This is a genomic window from Pseudarthrobacter sp. L1SW, assembly GCF_020809045.1.
In the GTDB taxonomy this organism is placed as follows: domain Bacteria; phylum Actinomycetota; class Actinomycetes; order Actinomycetales; family Micrococcaceae; genus Arthrobacter.
In genome coordinates this window covers 1,157,469-1,181,203 of record NZ_CP078079.1, presented here as the reverse complement: position 1 = coordinate 1,181,203, position 23,735 = coordinate 1,157,469, and the positions used below count along the sequence as shown (strand labels likewise).

The 23,735-nt window shown below is 65.5% G+C and carries 20 protein-coding genes and 1 pseudogene; 9 read left to right on the top strand and 12 right to left on the bottom strand.

Translation table 11 applies throughout. The annotated features are described in order from the left end of the window. Nucleotides 1–63: 63 nt before the first annotated feature. The 9 genes from KTR40_RS05510 to glyA form a co-directional block, all read right to left on the bottom strand. Complete coding sequence (locus tag KTR40_RS05510; protein ID WP_228405544.1) at nucleotides 64–726, bottom strand: 2'-5' RNA ligase family protein; 663 nt, start codon at nucleotides 724–726, stop codon at nucleotides 64–66. Between the two features lie 4 nt (nucleotides 727–730). Then, the gene (gene trpS, locus KTR40_RS05505) at nucleotides 731–1,774 is read right to left on the bottom strand and encodes a tryptophan--tRNA ligase (protein ID WP_228405543.1); all 1,044 of its coding nucleotides are present in this window, start codon (nucleotides 1,772–1,774) and stop codon (nucleotides 731–733) included. A 20-nt stretch (nucleotides 1,775–1,794) separates the two neighbouring features. Further along, nucleotides 1,795–2,628 carry an exodeoxyribonuclease III gene (locus KTR40_RS05500; protein WP_139028473.1) on the bottom strand — a complete coding sequence of 278 codons (834 nt, stop codon included), beginning with the start codon at nucleotides 2,626–2,628 and terminating at the stop codon, nucleotides 1,795–1,797. 10 nt (nucleotides 2,629–2,638) lie between these two features. Next, nucleotides 2,639–3,199 carry a hypothetical protein gene (locus KTR40_RS05495; protein WP_228405542.1) on the bottom strand — a complete coding sequence of 187 codons (561 nt, stop codon included), beginning with the start codon at nucleotides 3,197–3,199 and terminating at the stop codon, nucleotides 2,639–2,641. An 88-nt stretch (nucleotides 3,200–3,287) separates the two neighbouring features. Next, nucleotides 3,288–4,130, bottom strand: a complete 843-nt coding sequence (locus KTR40_RS05490; protein WP_228405541.1) for an ABC transporter permease — start codon at nucleotides 4,128–4,130, stop codon at nucleotides 3,288–3,290. Beyond that, a complete protein-coding gene (locus KTR40_RS05485; protein WP_228405540.1) occupies nucleotides 4,127–4,972 on the bottom strand; it encodes an ABC transporter permease in 846 nt (281 codons plus the stop codon). Before KTR40_RS05485 ends, KTR40_RS05490 begins: the two co-directional genes overlap by 4 nt. Further along, the gene (locus KTR40_RS05480; protein WP_370633172.1) at nucleotides 4,965–5,966 is read right to left on the bottom strand and encodes an ABC transporter ATP-binding protein; all 1,002 of its coding nucleotides are present in this window, start codon (nucleotides 5,964–5,966) and stop codon (nucleotides 4,965–4,967) included. The genes KTR40_RS05485 and KTR40_RS05480 overlap by 8 nt, the downstream gene beginning before the upstream one ends. 129 nt (nucleotides 5,967–6,095) lie before the next feature. After that, nucleotides 6,096–7,019 carry a bifunctional methylenetetrahydrofolate dehydrogenase/methenyltetrahydrofolate cyclohydrolase gene (locus KTR40_RS05475; RefSeq protein ID WP_228405539.1) on the bottom strand — a complete coding sequence of 308 codons (924 nt, stop codon included), beginning with the start codon at nucleotides 7,017–7,019 and terminating at the stop codon, nucleotides 6,096–6,098. A gap of 3 nt (nucleotides 7,020–7,022) precedes the next feature. Beyond that, the gene (glyA, locus tag KTR40_RS05470) at nucleotides 7,023–8,321 is read right to left on the bottom strand and encodes a serine hydroxymethyltransferase (RefSeq protein WP_139028468.1); all 1,299 of its coding nucleotides are present in this window, start codon (nucleotides 8,319–8,321) and stop codon (nucleotides 7,023–7,025) included. 276 nt (nucleotides 8,322–8,597) lie between these two features. Here glyA and purU point away from each other — a divergent pair, with 276 nt between their 5' ends. From purU to KTR40_RS05455, 3 genes are all read left to right on the top strand, one after another. Next, complete coding sequence (gene purU, locus KTR40_RS05465; protein WP_139028467.1) at nucleotides 8,598–9,458, top strand: formyltetrahydrofolate deformylase; 861 nt, start codon at nucleotides 8,598–8,600, stop codon at nucleotides 9,456–9,458. Nucleotides 9,459–9,491: 33 nt separating this feature from the next. After that, nucleotides 9,492–10,157, top strand: a complete 666-nt coding sequence (locus KTR40_RS05460; RefSeq protein ID WP_228405538.1) for a class I SAM-dependent methyltransferase — start codon at nucleotides 9,492–9,494, stop codon at nucleotides 10,155–10,157. A gap of 126 nt (nucleotides 10,158–10,283) precedes the next feature. Further along, on the top strand, nucleotides 10,284–10,802 hold the full coding sequence (locus KTR40_RS05455) for a gamma carbonic anhydrase family protein (RefSeq protein WP_139028465.1): 519 nt from the start codon (nucleotides 10,284–10,286) through the stop codon (nucleotides 10,800–10,802). Here KTR40_RS05455 and KTR40_RS05450 read toward each other — a convergent pair. Both KTR40_RS05450 and KTR40_RS05445 read right to left on the bottom strand, forming a co-directional pair. Beyond that, nucleotides 10,799–12,532: an NAD(P)/FAD-dependent oxidoreductase gene (locus KTR40_RS05450; RefSeq protein WP_228405537.1), complete on the bottom strand. Its 1,734-nt coding sequence runs from the start codon at nucleotides 12,530–12,532 to the stop codon at nucleotides 10,799–10,801. The two genes, KTR40_RS05455 and KTR40_RS05450, sit on opposite strands and share 4 nt — an antisense overlap. Then, nucleotides 12,529–14,076: an amino acid permease gene (locus KTR40_RS05445; protein WP_228405536.1), complete on the bottom strand. Its 1,548-nt coding sequence runs from the start codon at nucleotides 14,074–14,076 to the stop codon at nucleotides 12,529–12,531. Before KTR40_RS05445 ends, KTR40_RS05450 begins: the two co-directional genes overlap by 4 nt. Before the next feature lie 109 nt (nucleotides 14,077–14,185). Between KTR40_RS05445 and KTR40_RS05440 the strand changes: the two genes are divergently transcribed. Beyond that, entirely contained in the window at nucleotides 14,186–15,805 is a 1,620-nt protein-coding gene (locus KTR40_RS05440; RefSeq protein ID WP_228405535.1) for a PucR family transcriptional regulator, read from the top strand. Between the two features lie 40 nt (nucleotides 15,806–15,845). Here the strand turns inward: KTR40_RS05440 and KTR40_RS05435 are convergent, their stop codons facing one another. Then, nucleotides 15,846–16,640: a nitrilase-related carbon-nitrogen hydrolase gene (locus KTR40_RS05435; RefSeq protein ID WP_139028462.1), complete on the bottom strand. Its 795-nt coding sequence runs from the start codon at nucleotides 16,638–16,640 to the stop codon at nucleotides 15,846–15,848. 202 nt (nucleotides 16,641–16,842) lie between these two features. Here KTR40_RS05435 and KTR40_RS05430 point away from each other — a divergent pair, with 202 nt between their 5' ends. The 5 genes and pseudogenes from KTR40_RS05430 to KTR40_RS05405 all read left to right on the top strand — a co-directional run bounded on the left by KTR40_RS05430 (nucleotide 16,843) and on the right by KTR40_RS05405 (nucleotide 23,671). Further along, nucleotides 16,843–18,033: an ROK family transcriptional regulator gene (locus KTR40_RS05430; RefSeq protein WP_139028461.1), complete on the top strand. Its 1,191-nt coding sequence runs from the start codon at nucleotides 16,843–16,845 to the stop codon at nucleotides 18,031–18,033. Nucleotides 18,034–18,164: 131 nt separating this feature from the next. Further along, nucleotides 18,165–19,721 (top strand): multiple monosaccharide ABC transporter ATP-binding protein, encoded by a 1,557-nt coding sequence (gene mmsA / locus KTR40_RS05425; protein ID WP_228405534.1) that lies wholly within the window; start codon nucleotides 18,165–18,167, stop codon nucleotides 19,719–19,721. Between the two features lie 46 nt (nucleotides 19,722–19,767). Continuing rightward, nucleotides 19,768–21,051: a multiple monosaccharide ABC transporter permease gene (mmsB, locus tag KTR40_RS05420; protein ID WP_139028459.1), complete on the top strand. Its 1,284-nt coding sequence runs from the start codon at nucleotides 19,768–19,770 to the stop codon at nucleotides 21,049–21,051. A gap of 49 nt (nucleotides 21,052–21,100) precedes the next feature. Continuing rightward, the gene (locus KTR40_RS05415) at nucleotides 21,101–22,204 is read left to right on the top strand and encodes a sugar-binding protein (protein WP_228405533.1); all 1,104 of its coding nucleotides are present in this window, start codon (nucleotides 21,101–21,103) and stop codon (nucleotides 22,202–22,204) included. 182 nt (nucleotides 22,205–22,386) lie between these two features. Continuing rightward, a pseudogene (locus KTR40_RS05405) lies at nucleotides 22,387–23,671 on the top strand (IS3 family transposase). Nucleotides 23,672–23,735: the final 64 nt, after the last annotated feature.

Sequence of the window (23,735 nt, the reverse complement as noted above, 5' to 3'; positions counted from 1 at the left end):
TGATCCGTGGGGAGGGGCTGGTGTTCAGTCTGTTTCGCCTGGTGCCGGGACGGGGTCCGTGAGTCAGGTGCCGCCGTCGTTGTCAGTTTGGGTCCCAAAGTCCAGCTCTTCCCGTAGCTGCCAGATGCCGTCGGCATCGTGCTCGTAAAGTCCCATGCTAACCACGGGGAAGGTGGCCCTGTAGTTCCGCAGCACCGTTTCGGCTTCGTCGAGGCTTTCCGGCGGCACATCGTGGGCGATGGTGACGTGCGGGTGGTAGGCAAACGGCAACTCGCGGTGCAGGGGACCCTGCTGGAGCTTTTCGTGCAGGTGGACGCAGTCTTCGAAGCCGTCCTCAACGTTGATGAAGACCACGGGCGAGACCGGACGGAAGGTTCCGGTTCCGGCGATGGTGACCTTGAAGGGCCTCTGCTGGCGCGCCACCTCGCGGACGTGCTCGCGGGTGGCCTCCCAATCCTTGGTAGGGGTAGTGGTTACCAGCGTGATGTGGGCCGGAACCACGCCGGCCAGGGGATCACCGAAAGACGCCCGCCAACGCTGCAGCTCCTCCGCGATTTCGGCGGGAAAGCCAAGGATGACGCCCACGCTGATGTCCTCCGTACGGGACGGGCGGCCACGCGGGACAACGCGACGGTCCGCTGGGTCTCCGTGGGGGTTGGCGGGTGTCCCCGCCGTCCGGCGGGGGGAACGGGTGCCTTCCCTTGCGGTGACTTTGCTGGACGACATAGCGCTAGTGGACTCCGGCGAGGCTGAGGGACGGCAGGAAACCCATGCGCTCGTAAACCTGGGCGAGCGTAACCGAGGCAATCTCGCGCGCCCGCTCCGCCCCGTGGGCGAGCAGGCGGTCCAGCTCGGCCGGATCCTCCATCAGTTCGTTGGTGCGGTTCCGAAGCGGTGTAATGAAGTCCACCACCACGTCCGCAAGGTCCACCTTGAGATGGCCGTACATCTTGCCCTGGTATTCAGTTTCGAGCTGGGCCACGGTCTTCCCGGTCAAGGAAGAGTAAATGGTGAGCAGGTTGGAGACGCCGGGCTTCTCCTCCGTATCGAACCGTATTTCCGTTCCGGCGTCCGTCACTGCCGATTTGATGCGCTTGGCAGCGATCTTCGGGTCCTCCAGCAGTTGGATGGCCCCGTTGGGTGACTCCCCGGTCTTGGACATCTTGGCGCTGGGGTTCTGCAGGTCGTAGATCTTGGCGCTTTCCTTGACGATGGTCGCCTCCGGGACGGTGAAGGTTGGACCAAAGCGGGTGTTGAAGCGCTGGGCCAGGTTCCGGGTGAGCTCCAGGTGCTGGCGCTGGTCCTCACCCACCGGCACCAGGTCCGTCTGGTACAGCAGGATGTCCGCAGCCATCAGGGTGGGATAGGCAAAAAGGCCCAGGGTGGCGGCGTCAGCACCGGACTTCTGGGTCTTGTCCTTGAACTGGGTCATGCGCGAGGCCTCGCCGAAACCGGTGATGCAGTTCAATGCCCACGCCAACTGTGCATGTTCGGGCACGTGGGACTGAACGAAGAAGATGCTCTTGTCCGGGTCGATGCCCGCAGCGATGTACTGCGCGGCAACGATCCGGGTGCGTTTGGCAAGCTCGGCCGGATCGAAGTCAACCGTAATGGCGTGCAGGTCCGGGATGAAGAAAACGGCGTCGTACTCAGCCTGCATGTCCACCCAGTTGCGGACGGCACCGATGTAGTTGCCCAGGTGCAGGGAATCAGCGGTGGGCTTGGCGCCGGAGAGGATGCGCTTCTTGGCGGCGGGCGAAGTGGGGCTAGTCATCTGGGAGGAAACCTTCGGGCTCAGAGCTGGTAATCCACTACCAGCGGGGCGTGGTCGGAGAAGCGGGTGTCCCATGACGCCGCCCGGTCCACCACCGCGGAGATGGCGGAGGCGGCCAGCGCCGGGGTGGCCAGGTGGTAGTCGATGCGCCAGCCGGTGTCATTGTCAAAGGCCTTGCCGCGCTGCGACCACCAGGTGTACGGCCCGTCAACCGGTCCTGCCAGGTTGCGGTGGACATCGTGCCAGCCGATTTCCTCGCCGAAAAACCTGTCGAAGTAAGCGCGTTCTTCGGGCAGGTGGCCCGCCTTCTTGACGTTGCCTTTCGAGTTCCGGATGTCCAGCGGGGTGTGGGCCACGTTGAGGTCACCCACCACCAGGGCATGGTCGCTGTGCTTGGTCAGCTCCGGGAGCCGGGTGCTCATGACATCCAGGAACCGGAATTTGTCATCCTGCTTCGGTGTGCCCACCTCACCGGAGTGGACGTAGGCGCTTGCCACGGTGAGCTGGACGGGCTGTCCGGCCGCGTCCCGCAGGCGGAAGTCGGCCTCAACCCAGCGGCCGGCCGTGGCGAAGTAGTCGTCGCCGATGCCGTTGCGGGTTTCCAGTGGCTCTTCACGGGATGCGATGGCGACGCCGGCGCGGCCTTTGGCTTCAGCTTCCGCGTGCAGGATGTGCCAGCCTTCGCCCAGCAGCTGGCGCACGATTGCGTCGGGGGCGCGGACTTCCTGCAGGCAGAGGATGTCCACCTCGCGGGGCTCCAGCCACGCCGCCATGCCGTTCTTGAACGCAGCCCGGAGGCCGTTGACGTTGACGGATGCGATGCGAAGGTGGTCCTTGTTCAATGCCGAGCTCACCCGCTCCACTCTAGTCGATGATGGTTCCGGTGACCGGCTCTCCACTGCCGCCCGAGGACTTGATCATGTCCCTGGCGTTGGTGGCCGTAATCTCGATGGTTTCCAGGGCCCGGTGGATGGTGTCCTGGTTGGCGGCGGCACCCTTGGCACGCTCCTCCTCCACCACGCGGACCTGGACCTGGACAATCTTGAAGGAGTGGTCCAGCTTGAGGTCGCGGACTTCCTCAGCCTGGCCTCGCTCGGCCACAACCCGGGTTCCACCCTGGTCTGCCGCGGCGTAGGGGCCGCGCCCTGCAGCGGAGGTGAACGCATTCTGGGCTTCGCTCAGCTTGGCGCCGGCCTTCTTGGCCGCCTTCTGGATGCTGAAGACCACAAAGGACGCAAGTGCCAGCCAGAAGAAGGCGATGATGGCAACTACCCAGCCCACGACGTCGTTCTGGTTGGCCGCGAAGATCACGGCCACGATGAAGGCGGTGACCAGGACCATCAGTCCGGGCCCACTGATGCGGAACATGGAGAATCCGCCCCTGGCCGGTTTGGAGGATGACTTGGAGCTGCCCAGAGATTGCATGCACCCATTCTCTCAAACCCTGCGGTGTGCTCCCGCCGCCTTCCACCCCCGGCGAACACAGCCCCTCCCCTACTTGGCTGGGTGGGAGCTACTTCAGGAAGAGCTGGCGCAGGCGGAGCGTGGTGAGCAGCATGCCGACGGCGGTCATCACCAGGTAGTAGCCCACGTGGACGGGCGTCGCGGCCGAGAACGAGCCCACGCTGATCTGGCGCAGGAGTTCCACCCCGTGCCACAACGGCATCGCCTGGATGAACCACTGGATGGCCTGCGGGTAGACGCTCAGCGGATAGAACGTGGCGCTGAACAGGAACATGGGCAGCATGAGGAAGGTGATCCAGTCCATCTGCTGGAACGTCTTCATGAAGCTGGTGATCCCCATTCCGATGCTGGCGAAGCCGAAGGCGATGAGTACCGAGGCGGGAATCATCAGCAGCGCCCACGGTGTGGTGATCAGACCCATGACCCCCATGACGGCGGTAAAGCCCGTGGCGTACAGCATCCCGCGCAGGAGGGCCAGGAAGATCTCGCCCAGGGCGATGTCCAGCGGGCCAAGGGAGGTGTACAGCATGCCCTGGTACAGCTTTCCGAAGTTCATCTTGAAGAACACGTTCCAGGTGGAGTCGTACACCGCTCCGTTCATCGCCGAGACGGCAAGCAGGGCCGGGGCGATGTAGGCCGCGTAGCTGACAGGCGCCCCGCCGGGCCCTTCCACCTCCCCCACCAGCGCGCCCATGCCGACGCCCATGGAGACCAGGAACAGCACAGGCTCGAAGAAACCGGACAGCATAATCAGCCAGTGGCCGCCCAGCGTCGCCTTCAGTCCCCGCGAGATCACCGCCCGGGCATTGCGCGAATACAGGGCGCCGAAGGTCCTGGTCCTGGCCTGCTCCACAGCATTCGGTGCCGTACCTGCACCCGCGGCGCGGCTCATTGCGCCATCCTCGTCGCGAACCGGCGACGCGTCAGGATCCAGCCCAGTACCGCCAGGCCCGCCAGGACCGCAATATGGACAAGGGTGAGGACCAGCGGCTCCTTGTACCCGTAGCTGAGCACCCGGCCAAGTTCGGTGCCGTGCCAGATCGGCGAAATCCAGCCGACCCAGCGAACGGCCAGCGGGAGGGTCTCCAAGGGGAAGAACGTGCCGGAGAACAGGAACAGCGGCATCACAACGAGCCGCATTACAAGGGCGAACTGCCCCTTGTCCTCCGTCAGCGAAGCCGAGTAGGCCATCAGCGGCAGCCCGAAGGACAGCCCGGCCAGGGTGGCCGCCAGGATGCCGGCCCACGCCCAGCCCGACGGCGCGGCACCAAACAGGGCCACAACCCCGAAGTAGATCGCCGACTGCACGAGCAGGCGCAGCGTTACCGCCATGATGTGTCCGGCCGCGATCTGGCCGGGCGTCAGCGGCGAGGCGTGCGGGCCGTAATACGTCCGGCGCCACTTGAACCCGGCCATCACAGGGAAGGTGAATTCATTGGCCGCCGTCATAACGGCGGCAGAGACGAGCAGTGCCGGCGCAATAAAGGCCAGGTAGCTCCCGCCGCCGAATGCCGCAGCATCGCCGCTGTCCACCAGCGATGCCAGGCCCACCCCCATGGCAAACAGGTAGGCCACGGGCTGGCCGACGCTGTACATCAGGATTGACCAGCCGTAGCTCTTCATTACCCGGAGCACCTGCTCCGCATAATAGAACGCCCCCCAGCGCCGGGCCTTGGCTGCCGCCACTTCGGGGCTGTGGGCCCGCAAAGCCCCCGCGGACGCCCCCTCAGTCAACGAGGCTCCGGCCCGTGAGCCGCAGGAACACGTCCTCCAGCGAGGACCTGCGCACCAGCGAGGTCAGCGGGCGCAGCCCGCGGGACGCCACCTGCTCAAGGGCGGACTCGCCGTCGTGCGCGTAAATCAGCACGCGGTCCGGGAGGACCTCCAGCCGCTCCCCGATGCCCTCCAGTTCCGCGGCGATAGTGGTGTTCCGCTCGGAGCCGAACCGCAGCTCAACCACCTCCCGGGTGGAGTGCTCACGGATCAGCTGGGCCGGCGATCCTTCGGCCATGATCCGGCCCTTGTCCACCACGATCAGGCGGTCGCAGAGCTGCTCCGCCTCGTCCATGTAGTGCGTGGTCAGGATCAGCGTGACGCCCTGCTCCTTGAGCCGGAACAGGCGGTCCCAGAGGATGTGCCGGGCCTGCGGGTCCAGCCCGGTGGTGGGCTCGTCCAGCAGCAGGATCCGGGGTTCGTTGATGAGCGAGCGGGCAATGGTCAGGCGCCGCTTCATCCCTCCGGAGAGGGCATCCACCTTGGATTTCGCCTTGTCCGTCAGCTGCGCGAATTCCAGCAGTTCGTCGGCCTTCGGCTTCAGGTAGCTCATGGGCAGGCCGAAGTAACGGCCGTAGACCAGGAGGTTGTCGCGGACCCGGAGTTCCTCATCCAGATTGTCCTGCTGCGGGACCACGCCCAGGTGCGCCCGCACTTCCGGCCCGTGCGAGTCCGGGTCCAGGCCCAGGATGCGAAGGTTCCCGGAGGTGCGGCGCGTGACTCCGCCGATCATCTTCATGGTGGTGGATTTGCCGGCGCCGTTCGGGCCCAGCAGGCCAAAGGACTCCCCGGCCGGGACGCTGAAGGAGATTCCGTCCACGGCAACCACGTCCCCGTAGGTCTTGGTCAGGTTCTCCGCCGTAATGACCGTGCGGTGGGCTTCGTTGCGCGGCCCGGCTGCTGGCTGGGCTGTGCCGGCGGCTGTTCCCGGCGGCACGGTGGCTTTGTTGTGCACCCTCCGCAGACTAGTAGAGGGGCGGGGCAGGTGGAAGGGGACTGCCACTTTCTGCGCTTAAAGTCCGACGGCGGCACGGCGCCATTTGTGCGAAGGTGCCGGGCCGCCGTCGGGCGTGTGCGAGGGGAACTAGTGTGTGGCTCCCGAGCCGCTGTCCTGTGCCGCCTGGCGCTCCGCGGCTTCCACCACGTTGGTCATCAGCAGCGCCACGGTCATGGGACCGACGCCCCCGGGGTTCGGTGAAATCCAGCCGGCTACCTCAGCCGCGGCGGGGTCGATGTCGCCGTAAACGCGGCTCTTGCCCGTCTCGGGATCGGTTTCCCGGGTGACGCCGACGTCCAGCACGGCCGCGCCGGGCTTCACGTCGGAGGCCTTGACGATGTGCTTGGCACCCGCCGCACCCACAATGACGTCTGCCTGCCGGAGCAGCTCAGAGAGGTTCTGGGTGCCGGTGTGCGTGAGGGTCACCGTGGCGTTGACGGCGCGCCGGGTGAGCAGCAGGCCGATCGAGCGGCCGATGGTGACGCCGCGGCCCACCACCACAACATGCTTGCCCTTGAGGCTGTAGCCGTTGCGCTCCAGGAGCTCGATGACGCCGCGGGGCGTGCACGGCAGCGGCGAGGTGATCTCGCCGTTGACGTTGAGCACCAGCTTGCCAAGGTTGGTGGGGTGCAGTCCGTCGGCATCCTTGGCAGGGTCGATACGCTCCAGGATCGCATCGGTGTCCAGGTGCTTGGGCAGCGGCAGCTGGACGATGTAGCCGTGGCAGGCGGGGTCCGCATTGAGTTCGTCAATGAGTGCCTCTACCTGCGCCTGGGTGGCATCGGCCGGAAGTTCGCGCTGGATCGAGTTCATCCCGATCTCCGCGGACTGCTTGTGCTTCATGGACACATACAGCTGGGAGGCCGGATCCGCGCCCACAAGGACGGTGGCGATGCCGGGCGTGACGCCCTTGGCCTTGAGTGCTGCCACGCGTTCGGCCAGCTCGGCCTTGATGGCGGCGGCGGCAAGCTTGCCGTCGAGGACCTTCGCGGTCTGGGTGGTTTCAGTCATGGGTCACCACTGCTCGTGCTGCGGGTACAGCGGGAAGTCGGCGGCCAGTTTGTCCACGCGGGCCTGCAGGGACTCGATGTCCGCGCCGGTGCCGGCCTTCAGTGCGGTGGCGATGATCTCGGCGACCTCGGTGAATTCCTCGGCGCCGAAGCCGCGGGTGGCCAGGGCCGGGGTGCCGATGCGGAGGCCGGAAGTGACCATCGGGGGGCGGGGGTCGAACGGAACGGCGTTGCGGTTCACGGTGATGCCCACGGAGTGCAGGAGGTCCTCCGCCTGCTGGCCGTCAAGCTGGGAGTTGCGGAGGTCAACGAGGACCAGGTGCACGTCGGTGCCGCCCGTGAGGACGGAGACACCGGCATCGGCGACGTCGGCCTGGTTCAGGCGGTCGGCGATGATCTTGGCGCCTTCCAGGACGCGCTCCTGGCGTTCCTTGAACTCCTGGGTGCCGGCAATCTTGAAGGCCACGGCCTTGGCGGCGATGACATGCATCAGCGGGCCGCCCTGCTGGCCCGGGAAGACGTTGGAGTTGAGCTTCTTGGCCCACTCCTGCTTGGCCAGGATCACGCCGGAACGCGGACCGGCGAGGGTCTTGTGCACCGTGGAGGTGACGACGTCGGAGTGCGGCACCGGGCTCGGGTGCAGTCCGGCGGCAACCAGTCCGGCGAAGTGCGCCATGTCCGTCCACAGGAGGGCCCCCACCTCGTCCGCGATGGAGCGGAAGGCAGCGAAGTCCAGGTGGCGCGGGTAGGCGGACCAGCCGGCGATGATGACCTGGGGCTTCTCGGCGATGGCCTGCTCGCGGAGCTTGTCCATGTCGATGCGGAAGTTGTCTTCCTCCACCTGGTAGGCAGCCACGTTGTACAGCTTGCCGGAGAAGTTCAGCTTCATGCCGTGGGTCAGGTGGCCGCCGTGGGCCAGGGAGAGGCCCAGGATCTTGTCGCCGGGGGTGATCATGGCGGAGAGGGCAGCGGCGTTGGCCTGGGCACCGGAGTGCGGCTGGACGTTGGCGTACTCGGCGCCGAACAGGGCCTTGACCCTGTCAATGGCCAGCTGCTCGGCAATGTCCACGTATTCGCAGCCGCCGTAGTAGCGGCGGCCCGGGTAGCCCTCGGCGTACTTGTTGGTGAGTACGGAGCCCTGGGCTTCCATCACGGCGCGGGGTGCGAAGTTTTCGGAGGCAATCATTTCCAGGGTGCCGCGCTGGCGGCCGAGTTCCTGGTCCAGGACTGCTGCGATTTCGGGGTCAAGCTCAGCCAGCGGCTGGTTGCTGACGGCGGTGGTTGAGGTGGCTGTAGTAGTCACGAAAAACTCCTGGCTAGGCATACGGGCACTGCTAAGGTCAGGCTACCGGCTGGCGCACCTTCACACCGCCTCGATGACAGGGCGTGAACGCGCACGGCATGGCGCTGCGGTACTGACGGGGTGCAGCCCCAATTCCGGCAAGACATGACCCTCGGCCCAGGCGTACGATCCGTGGTCTTCGTGATTGCCGCTCCCTGGTGGTTAGCCACCCAACGCCAGTTGCGACCCCCTCAGCGTACCAAACCAGGGCCGTGCCACGCGGGTAGGCTTGTACGCGTGAGTGAAGAGCAGCTGAACCAAGCCTACGTAGTAACCCTGTCCTGCCCGGACCGCCCCGGAATCGTCCATGCGGTGGCCGGCGCCCTGCTGGTGGCGGGCTGCAATATTACGGATTCGCAACAGTACGGCAGCCCTGCAACGGGCAACTTCTTCATGCGGGTAGAGGTGACCACGGCGGCCGCCAAGTCTGTGCTGCGCGCTGCCCTTGAGCCTGTGGCCGAGGCATTCGGGATGCAGTGGAGCCTCAACACCGTGGGCCAGAAGGTGCGCACCTTGGTCATGGCCAGCACCTCCGCCCACTGCCTCAACGACATCCTGTTCCAGCAGCGTTCCGGGACGCTGCCCATCGAGATCCCCGCCATCGTCTCAAACCACCAGGACCTGGCCGGACTCGCGCAGTTCTACGGGATCCCGTTCCACTACATCCCCGTCACCCCGGACACCAAGGCCCAGGCGGAGGACAAGCTCCGTGCCATCATGGCCGAGCATGACATCGAGCTCACCGTCCTGGCCCGTTACATGCAGATCCTCTCCGATGAGCTCTGCACGGAGCTGACCGGCAAGGCCATCAACATCCACCACTCCTTCCTGCCGTCCTTCAAGGGCGCCAAGCCGTACCACCAGGCCCACGCCCGCGGCGTTAAGCTCATCGGCGCCACCGCCCACTACGTGACGGCAGCGCTGGATGAGGGCCCCATCATCGAACAGGAAGTCATCCGCGTGGACCATGCCCGGACGCCGGAGCAGTTCGTCCAGATGGGCCGGGACGTGGAGGGCCGCACGCTGGTCCAGGCCGTGCAGTGGCACGCGGAGCACCGCGTGCTCCTGGACGGCAACCGGACCGTCGTCTTTAACTGACGGCCGTCCCCAAACGGAAACGGGGAACGCGGGATGGAACCGGCCACCGGGGATGCCGAGCGGCGTCTCGCCGACTTCTACAACCGCCGCGCCGCCTCCGGGGCCGACCACCCGCCGTCGCACAACCGCGTGGAGCAACGCGACCGCTTTATTGCGCTGCTGAAGTCCGAGGGGCGGCATTCGGTCCTGGAGGTCGGGACGGGGACCGGACTTGACGGCTTGAAGTTCGTTGAGGCCGGCATCCACTACACAGGGGTGGACCTTGCCGAAGGGCAGGTCCGCCGGGCCAGGGGGCGGGGCCTTGACGTCTCGGTGGCCAGCGCCCGGGCCCTGCCGTTTCCCGACGGCGCCTTCCCAGCCGTGTGGACGATGAGCACGCTGCTGCACATCCCTGCCAGTGACATCGATGCCGTCCTGGCCGAGCTTGTCCGCGTCAGCACGCCTGGCGCGCCGATCGCCGTCGGCCTCTGGTCCGGTGAGGATGAGGAGGTGCTGAACCCTGAGGACGACGACGGCGAGCCCCGCTTTTTCAGCCGCCGCAGCGACGCCACGGTCCGGGAAGTCTTTGGGCGCCACGGCAGGATCGAGGACTTTGTCACGTGGCCGGAGGGAACAGGTGCCGAGTCGGGCCCCGGCGCCGGGCACTGGACGCAGCACTACCAGTTCCTGGTCCTGCGCACCCCCTCCTCCCCCAACTGAGTAGCGCTAAGTGTCGTTTTGGACCCTCAAAACGACACTTAGCGCTACCTAGTTGGGGTGGGAACGTGCGGGAGTCACATTGGGGCACCCAGGCCGCCGCGCGCAGGGGTGTCCTAGGCTTGGCGCATGGCTCCTCTTTACCCTTTCGCCGGAAACACCCCGGCTGTCCACGAATCCGCCTTCGTCGCTCCGACCGCGTCGATCATCGGCAACGCCACCCTCGCCCAGGATTCCAGCGCCTTCTACGGTGTTTCCGTCCGGGCTGACACGGCCGCCATCACAGTGGGCGCCGGCAGCAACCTGCAGGACAACGTGGTGCTGCACGCGGACCCCGGCTTCCCCTGCACGGTGGGCGAACGCGTGAGCGTGGGGCACGCCGCCGTCGTGCATGGCTGCACTGTGGAGGACGACTGCCTGATCGGGATGGGAGCGACAGTCCTTAACGGCGCGGTGATCGGCGCCGGCTCGCTGGTGGCGGCCGGCGCCGTGGTGCTCGAAGGCACCGTGGTGCCGCCCCGCTCGCTCGTGGCGGGCGTCCCGGGCAAGGTGCGCCGCGAACTCACCGATGAGGAGTACGACGGCGTCCGGTCCAATGCGGCGCGCTATGTCGAGTTGGCCATGGCGCACCGGGAGCTGCACAGCTAATCCAGCGGCATTGGCCCGATCGCGTCCAGCAGCTCGCCCGGCCCCGGGTTGCCCGGGGCCGACGCGCCGCCCAAATGGTTCACCACACCCCAGACTGCGTTGAGGCCGGTGGTCACTGCGCCTTCCGCCCACCCGGCAGTGAAGGACACGTCGTCGCCGGCCAGGAAGATGCCCCGCTGGGATTCGGGCAGCTTGTCCTGCTTGAAGTGCGTGAACAGCCTCTGCTGGTACCGATAATGCCCGGGCAGGTTCGCCTTGAACGCGCCCATGAAGTTGGGATCCGCCTCCCAGGAAACGGTGATGGGCTGGCCCACGATGTGGCTGGCGATGTCCACGCCCGGGTAGATCTGCTCGAGCGAATGCAGCATCAGTTCCACGCGCTCGTCGGCATCCAGCGCCAGCCACTTCAGCGCGTCATCGTTCCAGGTGTAGGAGAGCAGGATGACGGCGGGCTGGTCGGGGCCGTTGTCCAGCAGGTACGTGGCGCGGTTGAGCCGGTCCGTGAGGGTCATCGAGAGGACCTCGTTGCCGGTGTCCGGGTCGATGTCCTTCCAGAACGGTCGGTCCACCATGACGAAGGTCTTGGAGGACTGCATGTAGTGCGAGCGCTCGATCGCGGTCCACAGCTCGGCCGGGAACAGCGCCTCCTCCGTGTGGATGCGCGTGGACAGCAGCCAGGACTGGCACGTGGCCACCACTGCGGCGTACGTTGCTTCGCGGCCCCACCGTTCGCGGATCCGGAGGTTGCCGTCGGCATCGCGGCTGATCTTCCCCACGGCGCCGCGCGGCGAACCTGCGTGCAGCGAGGAAAGTGACGTTCCTTCCGGCCAGTGCACCATGCCCGACGGCGCGTGCTGCCACAGTGCCTCGGGCAGCCGCTGGGCTCCCCCACGGATGAGGCGGTGCTGGTCGTCCGCGTCCGTGTAGACCACGCGGAGGATCTCCAGGATGGAGTTCGGGAAGTCCGTGTCCCAGCCGCCGGTGCCGAAGCCCACCTGGCCGAAGGCTTCCCGGTGCGCGAACCCCGCTTTCTTAAAGGAGTCGCTGGCGGCGATGAACCCGTAGAAGGTCTGCTCGTCCATCAGCGGCAGCAGGTCGTTCCAGAGCTCCTTGATCCGGGCCGTGTCGCGGGCGCGGATGGCTTCCTGCATCTCCACAAACTTGGCGCCGTCGTTCACGGCGGCCTTCCATGCATCGGCCACTTCCCTGAAGAACGGCGGGAGGTCGCCGGGCTTTTCGGCATAGTGTTTCTTGCCGGCCAGCTCGATCACGGTGCTGGACGTTGCCGGGGACAGCGGGTTGGGGAACTCCTCGGTGTCCAGGCCCAGCAGGTCCACATAGTGGTAGAACGCCTTGCCGGATTCCGGGAACCGCATGCCGCCGAGGTCCGCCACCACTCCGGGCGCCGCGGGGAATGAGGCGGTGCGGAGGCGCCCGCCGATCTGGTCCGCCTCATAAACCACGGGCCGCAGCCCCAGTTTCATGAGTTCGTATGCCGTGACCAGGCCGGAGAGTCCGGCCCCGATGACGGCCACTTCGGTCCCCAGCAGTTCCGGCGGGACAGACCCCAGTCCGTCCGGGTGGGCAAGGTAGTGGTCGTAGCTGAACGGAAAGTCCGGGTTCAGCATGGTGATGGGGCCGGCCGCGGCGCCATCTGCTGTAGGGCCGGCGGCCCGGGTGGCGGTAGTGCTGGAGGGGTCTGAGGCCGGCAGTTCGGTCGCGATGGTCATGGAAGTTCTGCCTTCGACGGTTCGGGGGTGTGCTGTGGTGAAAGTTGCGGTCCGGAAAGTCCACGGTATTCCTCGTTGCTGAGGGCCGCCACCCGCGAGTTCCGGCGGCCGTAGCCGAAGTAGGCGGCAACGCCCACCAGCATCCACAGGGCAAAGACCACCCAGGTGTCCGTGCCGAGGTTGGCCATCAGGTAGGCGCACATCGCGGCCCCGAGGATGGGCGTGAGGGGGAAGAGCGGCACGCGGAAGGTCCGCTCCAGCTCCGGCCGGGTGCGGCGGAGGTAGATCACGGCGACGTTCACCAGGGCGAAGGCGAACAGTGTGCCGATACTGGTGGCGTCCGCGAGCGCGCCGAGCGGCACAAGCCCGGCGGTGAGTGCGACGGCGGCACCCACCAGGAGCGTGCCGGCCACGGGGGTGCCGGTGCGGCGGGAAACGCGTCCGAAGATTTTCGGGATGAGGCCGTCGCGGGCCATCGACATCAGGATGCGGGTCTGCCCGTACAGCACGGTGAGGACGATGCTGGCAATGGCCAGGACGGCGCCCACGGCGAAGACCAGGGCAATCCATGGCTGGCCTGTGGTTTCCTCGAGGATCTTCACCAGGGCGGCCTCGGTTCCGTCGAACCAGCCCCAGGGCCGTGCGCCGATGGCTGCCACCGCAACCAGGACGTAGATGGTGGTGACGATCAGCATGGAGAGCATGATGGCGCGGGGCAGGTCGCGCTTGGGGTTGCGGGCCTCCTCGCCTGCGGTGGAGGCGGCATCGAAGCCGATGTAGGAGAAGAACACCCGGGAGGCTGCGGCTGAGACGCCGGCGGCGCCCATCGGCAGCAGCGGCTCGAAGTTCCCGGCGTTGAACGCTGTGAAGGCCACGGCGCAGAAGAACAGGAGGATGCCCACCTTCACCACCACAATGGAGGTGTTGATCCAGGCGCTTTCCTTCGCCCCGCGGACCAGGAGGATGGTGGCGAGCACCACGATGACCATCGCCGGGATGTTGACCAGGCCGCCGTCGCCCGGTGGCTGCGACACCGCATCCAGGAGGACAGTACCGAACACCGCCAGGGTTTCGTTCACGTACTGCCCTGCACCCACGGCGACGGCGGCGACGGACACGGCGTACTCCAGCACCAGGCACCAGCCGCAGATCCACGCCATCCCCTCGCCCATGGTGGCGTAGGTGTAGGAGTAGCTGGAGCCTGCCACCGGGACCATGCCGGCCATCTCCGCGTACGAAACAGCGGACAGCAGCGCCGCCAGGCCGGCGATCGCGAATGAAATCCAGATGGCGGGCCCGGCCAGCGGAACGGATTCGCCCAGGATCACCAGGATGCCGGTGCCGAGGGTTGCGCCCACGGAGATCATGGTCAGCTGCAGCACCCCGAAACTGCGGACCAGGCGGGGGCCGCCGTCGTTCCCGGCTGCCTCGCTGACCATCTGGGCGATGGGTTTGCGGCGCAGCAGCTGCGCGGCCAGCGTTGGGCGGCTGCTTGTTCCGCTGCCGCCGGCCGGTGCGCGGCCGGTGAGTGTAGGCACAGTCATCGTTGACGTCCGTTCGTGTCGGTGATTGGTTGAACTGGTTTCCCCTCCCCCAGCGTAGGGTTGTGAGGAGCATCTCAACGGTGTGCAAAGTGACCTATAGTCTTCACTCATGAGACGCAATGCACCATCCGCCGGTGACCGCCGCGACCAGCTGGACGCCGTGACCCTGGATCAGTTCCTGGCCGCCCTGCCGCGGGAGGTGGTGGTGGTGAACGACGCCGGCAACGGGCAGGCGCCGCTGCGGTGGGTGGAACCCAGCGAACTGGAGGACCCCACGCCGTACCTGCTCGACGGCGAATTTGTCCTGACAGCGGGCCTGCCTTTCCGTGAGGGCGGCGGCAACGCCGCGGCAAGGGCGGATGGGTATGTGCGGCGGCTCGTGGCTGCCGGGGTTGCGGCCTTGGGCTTCGGCCTGGAGCCGTATTACGACACCGTACCTAACCAGGTGGTGGCAGCCTGCCGGCAGCACGGGCTCACCTTGGTGGAGGTACCGGCCAGCATTCCTTTCGCCGCCTTGGGCCTTGAGTTTTCCAAGCTCCTCGAATCCGGCAACGCGCAGGTGTTCCGCCAGCTGGCAGAAACCAACCGGCACCTCATGAGGGCGGTCCTTTCCGCCCGGCCGGAGCACGAACTGCTGGCTGCACTGATCCAGCGCGTGCCTGTGTGGGCCGTCCTTGTCGGAGCAGACGGGCGGGTGCGCGCACGGGCGGGGGCCGCCGTCGGCCTTTCCCAGCTCCAGCCGCTGCTCAAGCGGCTCGTCATGGGCAGCGGGCCGCGCGTCGAGACGGAAACGTTGGAAACCCCAGAAGGCACGGCGCTGGTGTTCGGGCACCCGCTCCGGAGCACCAGGGACGCCACCCTCGGCAGCCTGGTCCTGGGAACAGACAGGCCGCTCACCCCGGCGCAGAACAATGTGGTGTCCTCCGTGGTGGGCCTGCTGGAGCTGCTGGTGCGCCAGCGGACCAGCGGCTCGTTGGCGCCCAGCCAGCTGGCCACAGCCCTGCTCCTGCATCCCGAGAGCCTGTCCGGCGGCGGCCGGGGGTTGGACAGCCTTCAGGACCTGCTGGCCCAAAGCGTTTCGGGAACCAGGCAGGGCCCGGTCCGGGTGGTTCAGGGGGTACGGGCCCAGGCCGCCGCCGCCACCCCCGACGGGCCTGTACGGGAGCTGCTCCAATGGCGGAGGCTTTTCGACACCAAAATGGTGGAGCTCACCGATTACGGGTTCGCGGCCGTGACACGGCTGAAGGTGGATGAGCCCCTGCTGTCCGAGGTGGAACAGCTGGGCTGGCGCCTGGTGGTGGGTGAACCCACCGGGTTGCCGGGCCTCGCCGCCGCGTATCGGCGGGCCAGCGCCCTGCGCCCGCGGGTACTGAATGCCGGAAGGAGCCTCAGGGAAGAGGAGCTGACGTGGTCCGTCACCGGCCTGCTGGGCGGCGATGCAGGCGCCCTGCTGGCCGCGCGGCTCCTCGCGCCCATCCTGGAACTCGGCGGCGAACGCCGGGCGTCGCAGCTCCGGATCCTCCGGTCCTGGCTGGCCGCGCACGGAAGCTGGGACGCCACCGCTAAGGACTTGGGACTGCACCGGAACAGCGTGCGACGGCAGATCAATGCCGTGGCGGAGTTGCTGGGCATGGACCTGGGGCAGGCCCAGGCGCGGGCAGAGCTGTGGATCGCACTCCAGTACGCGGATGACGCTGCACCGGACGGCCTTGCGGAGGACGGCACGTAGCTGTGACCCAGGTTCAGAGGCCCCAATTCGGAGGCCCGGTTCAGAGGCCCCAGGACCGGTAGACGTCCGGGCGGCGTTCATCCAGGTACGGCACCGCCCGCCGCTCCCGGGCGGCGGCACCGGGATCCACCTCGGCATAGAGGAGCTGCGGTTCCCCGCGCGCCTCTGCCAGCAGCCCGCCGTCGGGCCCGGCAACCACGCTGCCGCCCAGGAATTTGCACCCGTCCTCTTCCCCGGAGTGGTTGGCGTAGGCGATGGTGAGCTGGCTCTCGAGCGCCCGCGCACGCAGCAGGACCTGCGGGACGTCGTCGAAGCCGTGCGCCAGCGCGGTGGGGACCAGCAGAAGCTCCGCCCCGCCCGTGGCCGCGGCCCTCACGGACTCGGGAAATTCGACGTCGTAGCAGATCACCAGCGACGTGGGGATTCCATGGAAGTCCACGACGGCGGGGCGCTCCCGGGCGGGGCTGAAGGCCGCACGCTCATGCGGGCCGAACAAGTGCACCTTGCCGTAGCTGAGGAGGCTGTTACCCGCGGCATCCAAAAGCGTGGCACTGATCTGCCACTCCCCTTGGCTGGTGACCCGCGGCAGGCTGTAGACCAGTCCGATGCCGTTGGTCCGCGCGATCGCGGCCAGCCTGTCCTGGAGCGCCGGCAGGAGGGACGGATCCAGTTCCGCACGCACCCGGCGGGGAGCATAGCCCACGGGAAAAAGCTCAGGGGTCACCAGGACTGCCGCGCCACGGGCCGCCGCGGCCTGGGCGGCGGCTGCGATGGTTCGGCAGTTTGCCTCGTTATCAAGGACCGCGGAGTTCGCCTGCAGGACTGCCAGCAGCACTGGTTCCACCTTCCGTCGTCGGGGGCCGCCCGAGTGGGCCCTCCGTCCAGCGTAGCGAGCCGGCCGCCGCGGCCCGGGGTCTGTTTGCACCCCGGGCGGACCGGCGGGGGTCAGATCGTCCTACCCACCCAAGGATGGTCCCAAACTGAACCATGCGTTAACTTCTTGACTACAAGGCCGCCCGTAGGGCAATCTTCTTAGCATGTCCGCAACCACGCGCTCAACGAGGAGCAAGCCGAAAAATCCCGGGTCCCAATCGGCCCTGCGGCAGCTCAACCAACAGCGGATCATCGAAACGCTGATGGTCGGCCCCGCCACCCAGGCTGAGCTCGCCCGGCAGACCGGCCTCTCCACCGCGACCGTTTCCAACATCGTCAAGATCATGCTGGACTCCGGACTGGCGTCCGCGGAACCCACCACCAGTTCCGGCCGCCGCGCACTGAACGTCAGGCTCAACAGCAACGGGGCCGTTGCCGTCGGAATCGACTTTGGGCGCCGGCATCTGCGGGTGGTCCTGGCCTCGCTCAGTTACCACGTGATCGCCGAGGAATCCGTGATGCTTCCGCTCGGCCACCAGGCCGAAGAGGGGGTCCGGGCGGCAATGGCCCTGCTGGAGAAACTGCTGCGGGAAAGCGGCGTCGAACGCACCGCCGTGGTGGGCGCCGGCGTCGGTATCCCCGGGCCCATTGACCGGCGCACGGGCACCGTGGCACAAGGGGCCATCCTGCCCGAATGGGTAGGGATCAACATTCTCCAATACCTTGAGGAAACCCTGGAAATCCCCGTATTCGTGGACAATGACGCCAATCTCGGCGCCTGGTCCGAGGTTACCTGGGGACACCACTCGGGGGTCAGCAACCTGCTGTTCCTCAAGATTGGCTCGGGCATCGGTGCGGGCCTCATCCTCAACGGCGCCCCCTATTACGGAAACGTGGGAATCACGGGCGAAATCGGCCACGCCACCATCCATGAACAAGGGTTGGTGTGCCGCTGCGGCAACCGGGGCTGCCTGGAAACCATCGCGTCCACCACAACCATGATCGAACTCCTCAGCCGCGGTGAAGACCGGCCACTGACGCCCGCAGACATCGTGCGCAAGGCCCTGGCGCGGGACTCGGCCACACTCCGGGTGGTCGACGACGCGGGCCTGGCCGTAGGCCGGGCGCTGGGCAACGTGGCCAACCTGATCAACCCGGAAGTCATTGTGGTGGGGGGCCCGCTCGCGGGCCTCGGCGACATCCTCCTGGACCCCATCAGGCGGGGACTTGTCAGGCATGCCGTGCCGGTCATTGGCGAGACAACAACACTGGCCATGTCCTCCCTCGGCGACCGCGCGGAAGCCCTCGGCGCTGCCGCACTCGTGTTCCAACATGCCGGAATCCGCGAAACCTAGACCGTTTCGTTACCCGCCGTTTGCGTTAAAGACTTGACGACAACAGCAGTGATCCAGTTTACTTTTGGATCAGACGGCCCTGCGCTTTGCCGGCCGGACAAAGAAGTCATTGCATTGGAGGGTTAGGGCTCATGACGTCCCAGACCACGCAAGCGGAACCGATCATCCTTGAGATGCGGTCCATTACCAAGGAATTCCCGGGCGTTAAAGCGTTGGACAACGTGAACCTGCGGGTAAAGGCCGGGGAAATCCACGCCATCTGCGGCGAAAACGGCGCCGGGAAGTCCACCCTGATGAAAGTGCTCTCGGGCGTCTACCCGTACGGCAGCTACGACGGCGACATCGTCTACCAGGGCCAGGTGCAGCAGTTTCGTGATATCCGGGCCAGCGAACACGCCGGCATCGTGATCATCCACCAGGAACTGGCGCTGATTCCCGAGCTGTCCATCATGGAGAACATCTTCCTGGGCAACGAACCCACCAAGCGCGGCGTCATCGACTGGGCGGAAGCCCGGCTGCGGTCCCTGGACCTGCTGGCCAGGGTTGGCCTGCGGGACGACCCCGACACGCCCATCAAGGAGATCGGCGTCGGCAAGCAGCAGCTGGTGGAAATCGCCAAGGCGCTGAACAAGTCCGTGAAGATCCTCATCCTCGACGAACCCACAGCGGCGCTGAACGAGTCCGATTCCCAGCACCTGCTGGACCTGATGCTGGGCCTGAAAGCCAAGGGCATCACCAGCATCATCATTTCCCACAAGCTGAATGAGATCGAGCAGATCGCCGACTCCATCACCATCATCCGTGACGGCAAGTCCATCGAGACGCTGGACGTGAAGGCTGACGGCGTGGACGAGGACCGCATCATCAAGGGCATGGTGGGGCGCACGCTCGAGTCCCGGTTCCCGGACCACACCCCCAAGATCGGCGAGGTCTTCTTCGAGGTCAAGGACTGGAACGTTGCCCACCCGCAGATCCAGGACCGGATGGTCTGCAAGAACTCAAGCTTCTTTGTCCGCCGCGGCGAGATCGTCGGGTTCGCGGGGCTCATGGGCGCCGGCCGCACCGAACTCGCCCGCTCCGTGTTCGGCCGCTCCTACGGCCACTTCGTCTCCGGACACATCTACATGCATGGCAAAGAGGTGGCCCTCAAGAGCGTCCACCAGGCCATCGAGGCCGGCCTCGGCTATGTCACTGAAGACCGCAAAACCCTTGGCCTGAACCTGCTGGACGACATCAAAACGACCACGGTGTCAGCCAACCTGGAGAAGATCAGCAAGCGCAGCGTGGTGGACACGAACAAGGAGTTTGCGGTCGCCGAGGAGTACCGGAAATCCCTGCGGACAAAAGCCCCGTCGGTCCAGGAAGGGGTGGCCAAGCTGTCGGGTGGAAACCAGCAGAAGGTGGTCCTCGCGAAGTGGATGTTCACGGACCCGGAACTGCTGATCCTCGATGAACCCACCCGCGGCATCGACGTCGGGGCCAAATACGAGATCTACGGCATCATCCAGCAGCTGGCCAACCAAGGGAAAGGCGTGATCGTCATTTCCTCTGAACTTCCTGAACTGCTGGGGCTCTCGGACCGCATCTACACCATCTTCGAGGGCGCCATAACGGGCGTCCTCAATAAAGAGGAAGCAAGCCAGGAGAACCTGATGAAACTGATGACTTCCGCCCGAAAAGCCGCCTAACCCTCTGGAGCCTTCCAGAACCTTCCAGATACGAGGACCGAAAACAATGAACGCGCTCAAGAAACTCTTCGGTGGCGACACCCGCCAGTTCGGGATGATCTTTGCCCTAGTGGCTCTGATAGTTCTCTTCCAGTGGCTTACGGGCGGCATCACCCTCACCCCGGGCAACGTCATCAACCTCTTCAACGGCAACTCCTACATCCTGATCCTGGCCATCGGCATGGTGCTCGTCATCATCGCCGGCCACATCGACCTGTCCGTGGGATCGGTGGCGGCGTTCGTAGGCATGGTGGTGGCCATCGCCATGCGCGACTGGAGCCTCCCCTGGTACCTGGCCATCCTGCTGGGACTGGGCCTCGGCGCCGCAATCGGCGCCTGGCACGGCTGGTGGACCGCCTATGTAGGCATCCCGGCGTTCATCGTGACCCTTGCGGGCATGCTGATCTTCCGCGGTGCGCAACAGTTTGTTGGCCAGTCCAACTCGATTCCCGTTCCCCGGGAGTTCCAGTACATCGGCGCCGGCTATCTGCCCGAAGTCGGGCCGGACACGGGGTTCAACAACCTCACGCTGCTCCTGGGCCTTGCCGCTGTCGCGTTCGTGGTTATCAGTGATGTCCGGCGCCGCCGCACCGCCAAAGCACTCGGCGCGGAGGTCCCGGAGGCGTGGGTCAGCATCCTCAAGCTTGTTCTCATCTGCGGCGCCATCCTCTACGCAACGTACCTGTTCGCCACCGGCCGCCCCGGGACCTCCTTCCCGGTTCCAGGCCTCATCCTCGCCGTCATGGTGCTGATCTACGGCTTCGTCTCCTCCAAGACGGTGGTTGGCCGGCACGTCTACGCAGTCGGCGGCAACCGCCACGCGGCGGAACTCTCCGGCGTGAAGTCGAAGAAGATCAATTTCCTGGTCATGATGAACATGTCCATCATCGCCGGGCTGGCCGGCATGATCTTCGTTGCCCGGTCAACCTCTGCGGGCCCCTCGGACGGCACCGGCTGGGAACTTGACGCCATCGCGGCGGTGTTCATCGGCGGCGCGGCAGTGACCGGCGGCGTCGGCACCGTCATCGGCTCGATCGTCGGAGGCCTGGTCATGGCCGTGCTGAACAATGGCCTGCAGCTTCTGAGCGTTGGCGCCGACTGGCAGTCCATGATCAAGGGCCTGGTGCTGCTGGTCGCCGTGGCCATCGATGTGTACAACAAGTCCCAGGGCCGCGCTTCAATCATCGGCTTGATGATGAAGAACTTCAGCCGGCCGTCCAGCGGAACCGGTACGCCGCTGCAGCCGGACGAAGTCACCTCCACCCGAGAAACCATTTCCAGGGAAGCCTGAGCATTTCAGCTTCCTGAACCAATACCCCAAAAAGAAAGTGGACACAGAAATGCGAATGTTTGGCAAAGCAGGAAAAGCAGCAGCAGTTGCTGCGATCGCAGCACTGGCGCTGACGGGCTGCGGACGTTCCGAGCCATCCACCTCAGGCGGCGGCTCGACCGGCGGAACCGGCGGCTTCGCGCAGGACTCCGCGATCGGCGTCGCACTTCCCAAGAAGACCAGCGAGAACTGGGTCCTGGCCGAAAAACTGTTCAACGATGGGCTGACCAGTGCCGGTTTCAAGCCCACGGTGCAGTTCGCCAACAACGGTGTCGCCGAGCAGCAGAACCAGATCAGCGCCATGATTGCCAAAGGCGCCAAGGTGGTTATTGTCGGCGCCCTTGATGGCTCCCAGCTTGGCACCCAGCTCCAGCAGGCCAAGGACGCCGGCGCCACCATCATCGCCTACGACCGCCTGCTGCTGAACACCGAGAATGTGGACTACTACGTGGCCTACGACAACTTCAAGGTGGGCGAGCTCCAGGGCAAGGCCCTGCTGGAAGGCATGAAGACCAAGAAGCCCAGTGGCCCGTACAACGTTGAGCTCCTGGCAGGGTCCCCCGATGACGCCAACGCGAAGGTCTTCTTCGACGGCGCAATGAGCGTCCTGAAGCCGAAGATCGACGATGGCACGCTGAAGGTACTCTCCGGCCAGACGACGTTTGAGAAGGCTGTCACCCAGGACTGGAAGGCTGAGAACGCCCAGCGCCGGATGGATACGATCTTGACTGGCTCTTACGGCACCGAGTCCCTGGACGGCGTCCTGTCGCCGAACGACACCCTCGCCCGTGCAGTCCTGACCTCCGTCAAGGCCGCCGGCAAGCCGCTTCCCGTGGTTACCGGCCAGGACTCCGAGGTTGAGTCGGTGAAGTCCATCATGGCTGGCGAGCAGTACTCCACCATCAACAAGGACACCCGGAAGCTCGTTGAGCACGCCATCACCATGGTGAAGGACCTCCAGGCCGGCAAGGAACTGGAAATCAACGACAAAGACTCCTATAACAACGGCGTCAAGACTGTTCCCGCCTACCTGCTGGAGCCGGTCATCGTCACCTCTGCAAACGTGAAGACCGCGTACGTCGGCGACCCGGTGCTGGAACCGATCACCAAGTAGGCAACCTTCTCACGGAAAACGCCCGGCCCCCTTTCTAAGGGGGACCGGGCTTTTCTATTGCCCAAAGTGAACTGCTCCCCGGAAGTTGGACTGAGAAATTCAGTTCCGACTCCCGGGGAGCAGTTTTATGCGTGCGTCTAGTTCGTTATCGGAGGATCAGCGCGAGGTCGTTGTAACGTGGTTTGAGAAGGGCGTTGCCGATACGGCGACGGCCAACTTGCTGGGCGTCGCCCGCTCGCCGGTCCGTCGTCTTTATCTGCGGTGGAAGATCCATGGCCGGGGAGCGTTGATGACTAAGCCGACAAAACGCGCATACTCGTTTGAATTCAAGCTCGGTCTGGTCAAACGCTTCGCTGCAGGCGAGACTGCGCAAGATCTCGCTTCAGAAGCTGGCCTGTCATCACCCAAACTTCTGGAAACGTGGGCTCGCGCATATCGCCGGGAGGGGGCGGACGCCCTGCGCCCGAAAGCAAAAGGCCGACCCAGTAAGACCGGCGGCCCGCCACCAGTGGAGCTATCGGAACTGGAACGACTCCGGCGGGAAAACGAGCGTTTGCGGGCCGAGGTGGCTTACCTGGGAAAATTGCGGGCCTTGAGGGCGCAGGAACGACGGTGAAGGTTCAAGCCCTCATCGCTCTCAAGGCTGACTTTTCCCTCTCGGCACTGCTTCAGGTCACAGGTCTTGCCAGGTCCACATTCTTCTACCATCAGGCCCGTCTCCAAGCTCCCGACCCCATGGAGGCGATTAAGGCCAAGGTCATCGACATTTTCGAGAAGAACCATGGCCGGTACGGGCACAGGCGGATCCATGCAGAGCTGGTCAAGCAAGGATGGACGATCGCCAAGAAGACCGTGCTGAAACTCATGCATGCGATGCGTCTCGTCTGCAAAGTCCGGCGAAAGAAGCGTTACAGCTCCTACAAGGGTGACCAGGGGAAGGTTGCCCCGAACATACTCAATCGGAAGTTTGAGGCCGATGGCCCCAACAGGAAATGGGTGACAGATGTAACCGAGTTTCGGGTCGGGGACCGGAAACTTTACCTCTCACCGGTCATGGACCTTTTCGACCGACAAATCATTTCCCACACCATCAGCTCGTCCCCGAACCTGGAGCTCACCAACACTTCGCTGCGCGAGGCCCTCAGCAGACTCGATCATGGCCAGCAGCCGCTGGTGCATTCGGACCAAGGCTTTCAGTACCAGCACGCTTCCTGGCGAACTCTCCTGAAGAGCGCCGGCGCCATCCAATCGATGTCCCGCAAAGCCAACTGCTACGACAACGCCGTAATGGAGAACTTCTTCGGACACCTCAAAGAAGAGCTATTCCACCGTGTCCGGTTCCTCAACACCGACGCACTCACCACGGCACTGCACGAGTACATCCGCTGGTACAACAACGACCGGATCTCAACAAAGCTCAAGGGCCTGAGCCCGGTGCAATACCGTGCTCAGGCCCTTGCGGCTTAGGCTCTTACTTAGCCAGTCCAGCTTTCGGGGACCAGTTCAAAGACCCCCGCGCCCTGTCGCTTTC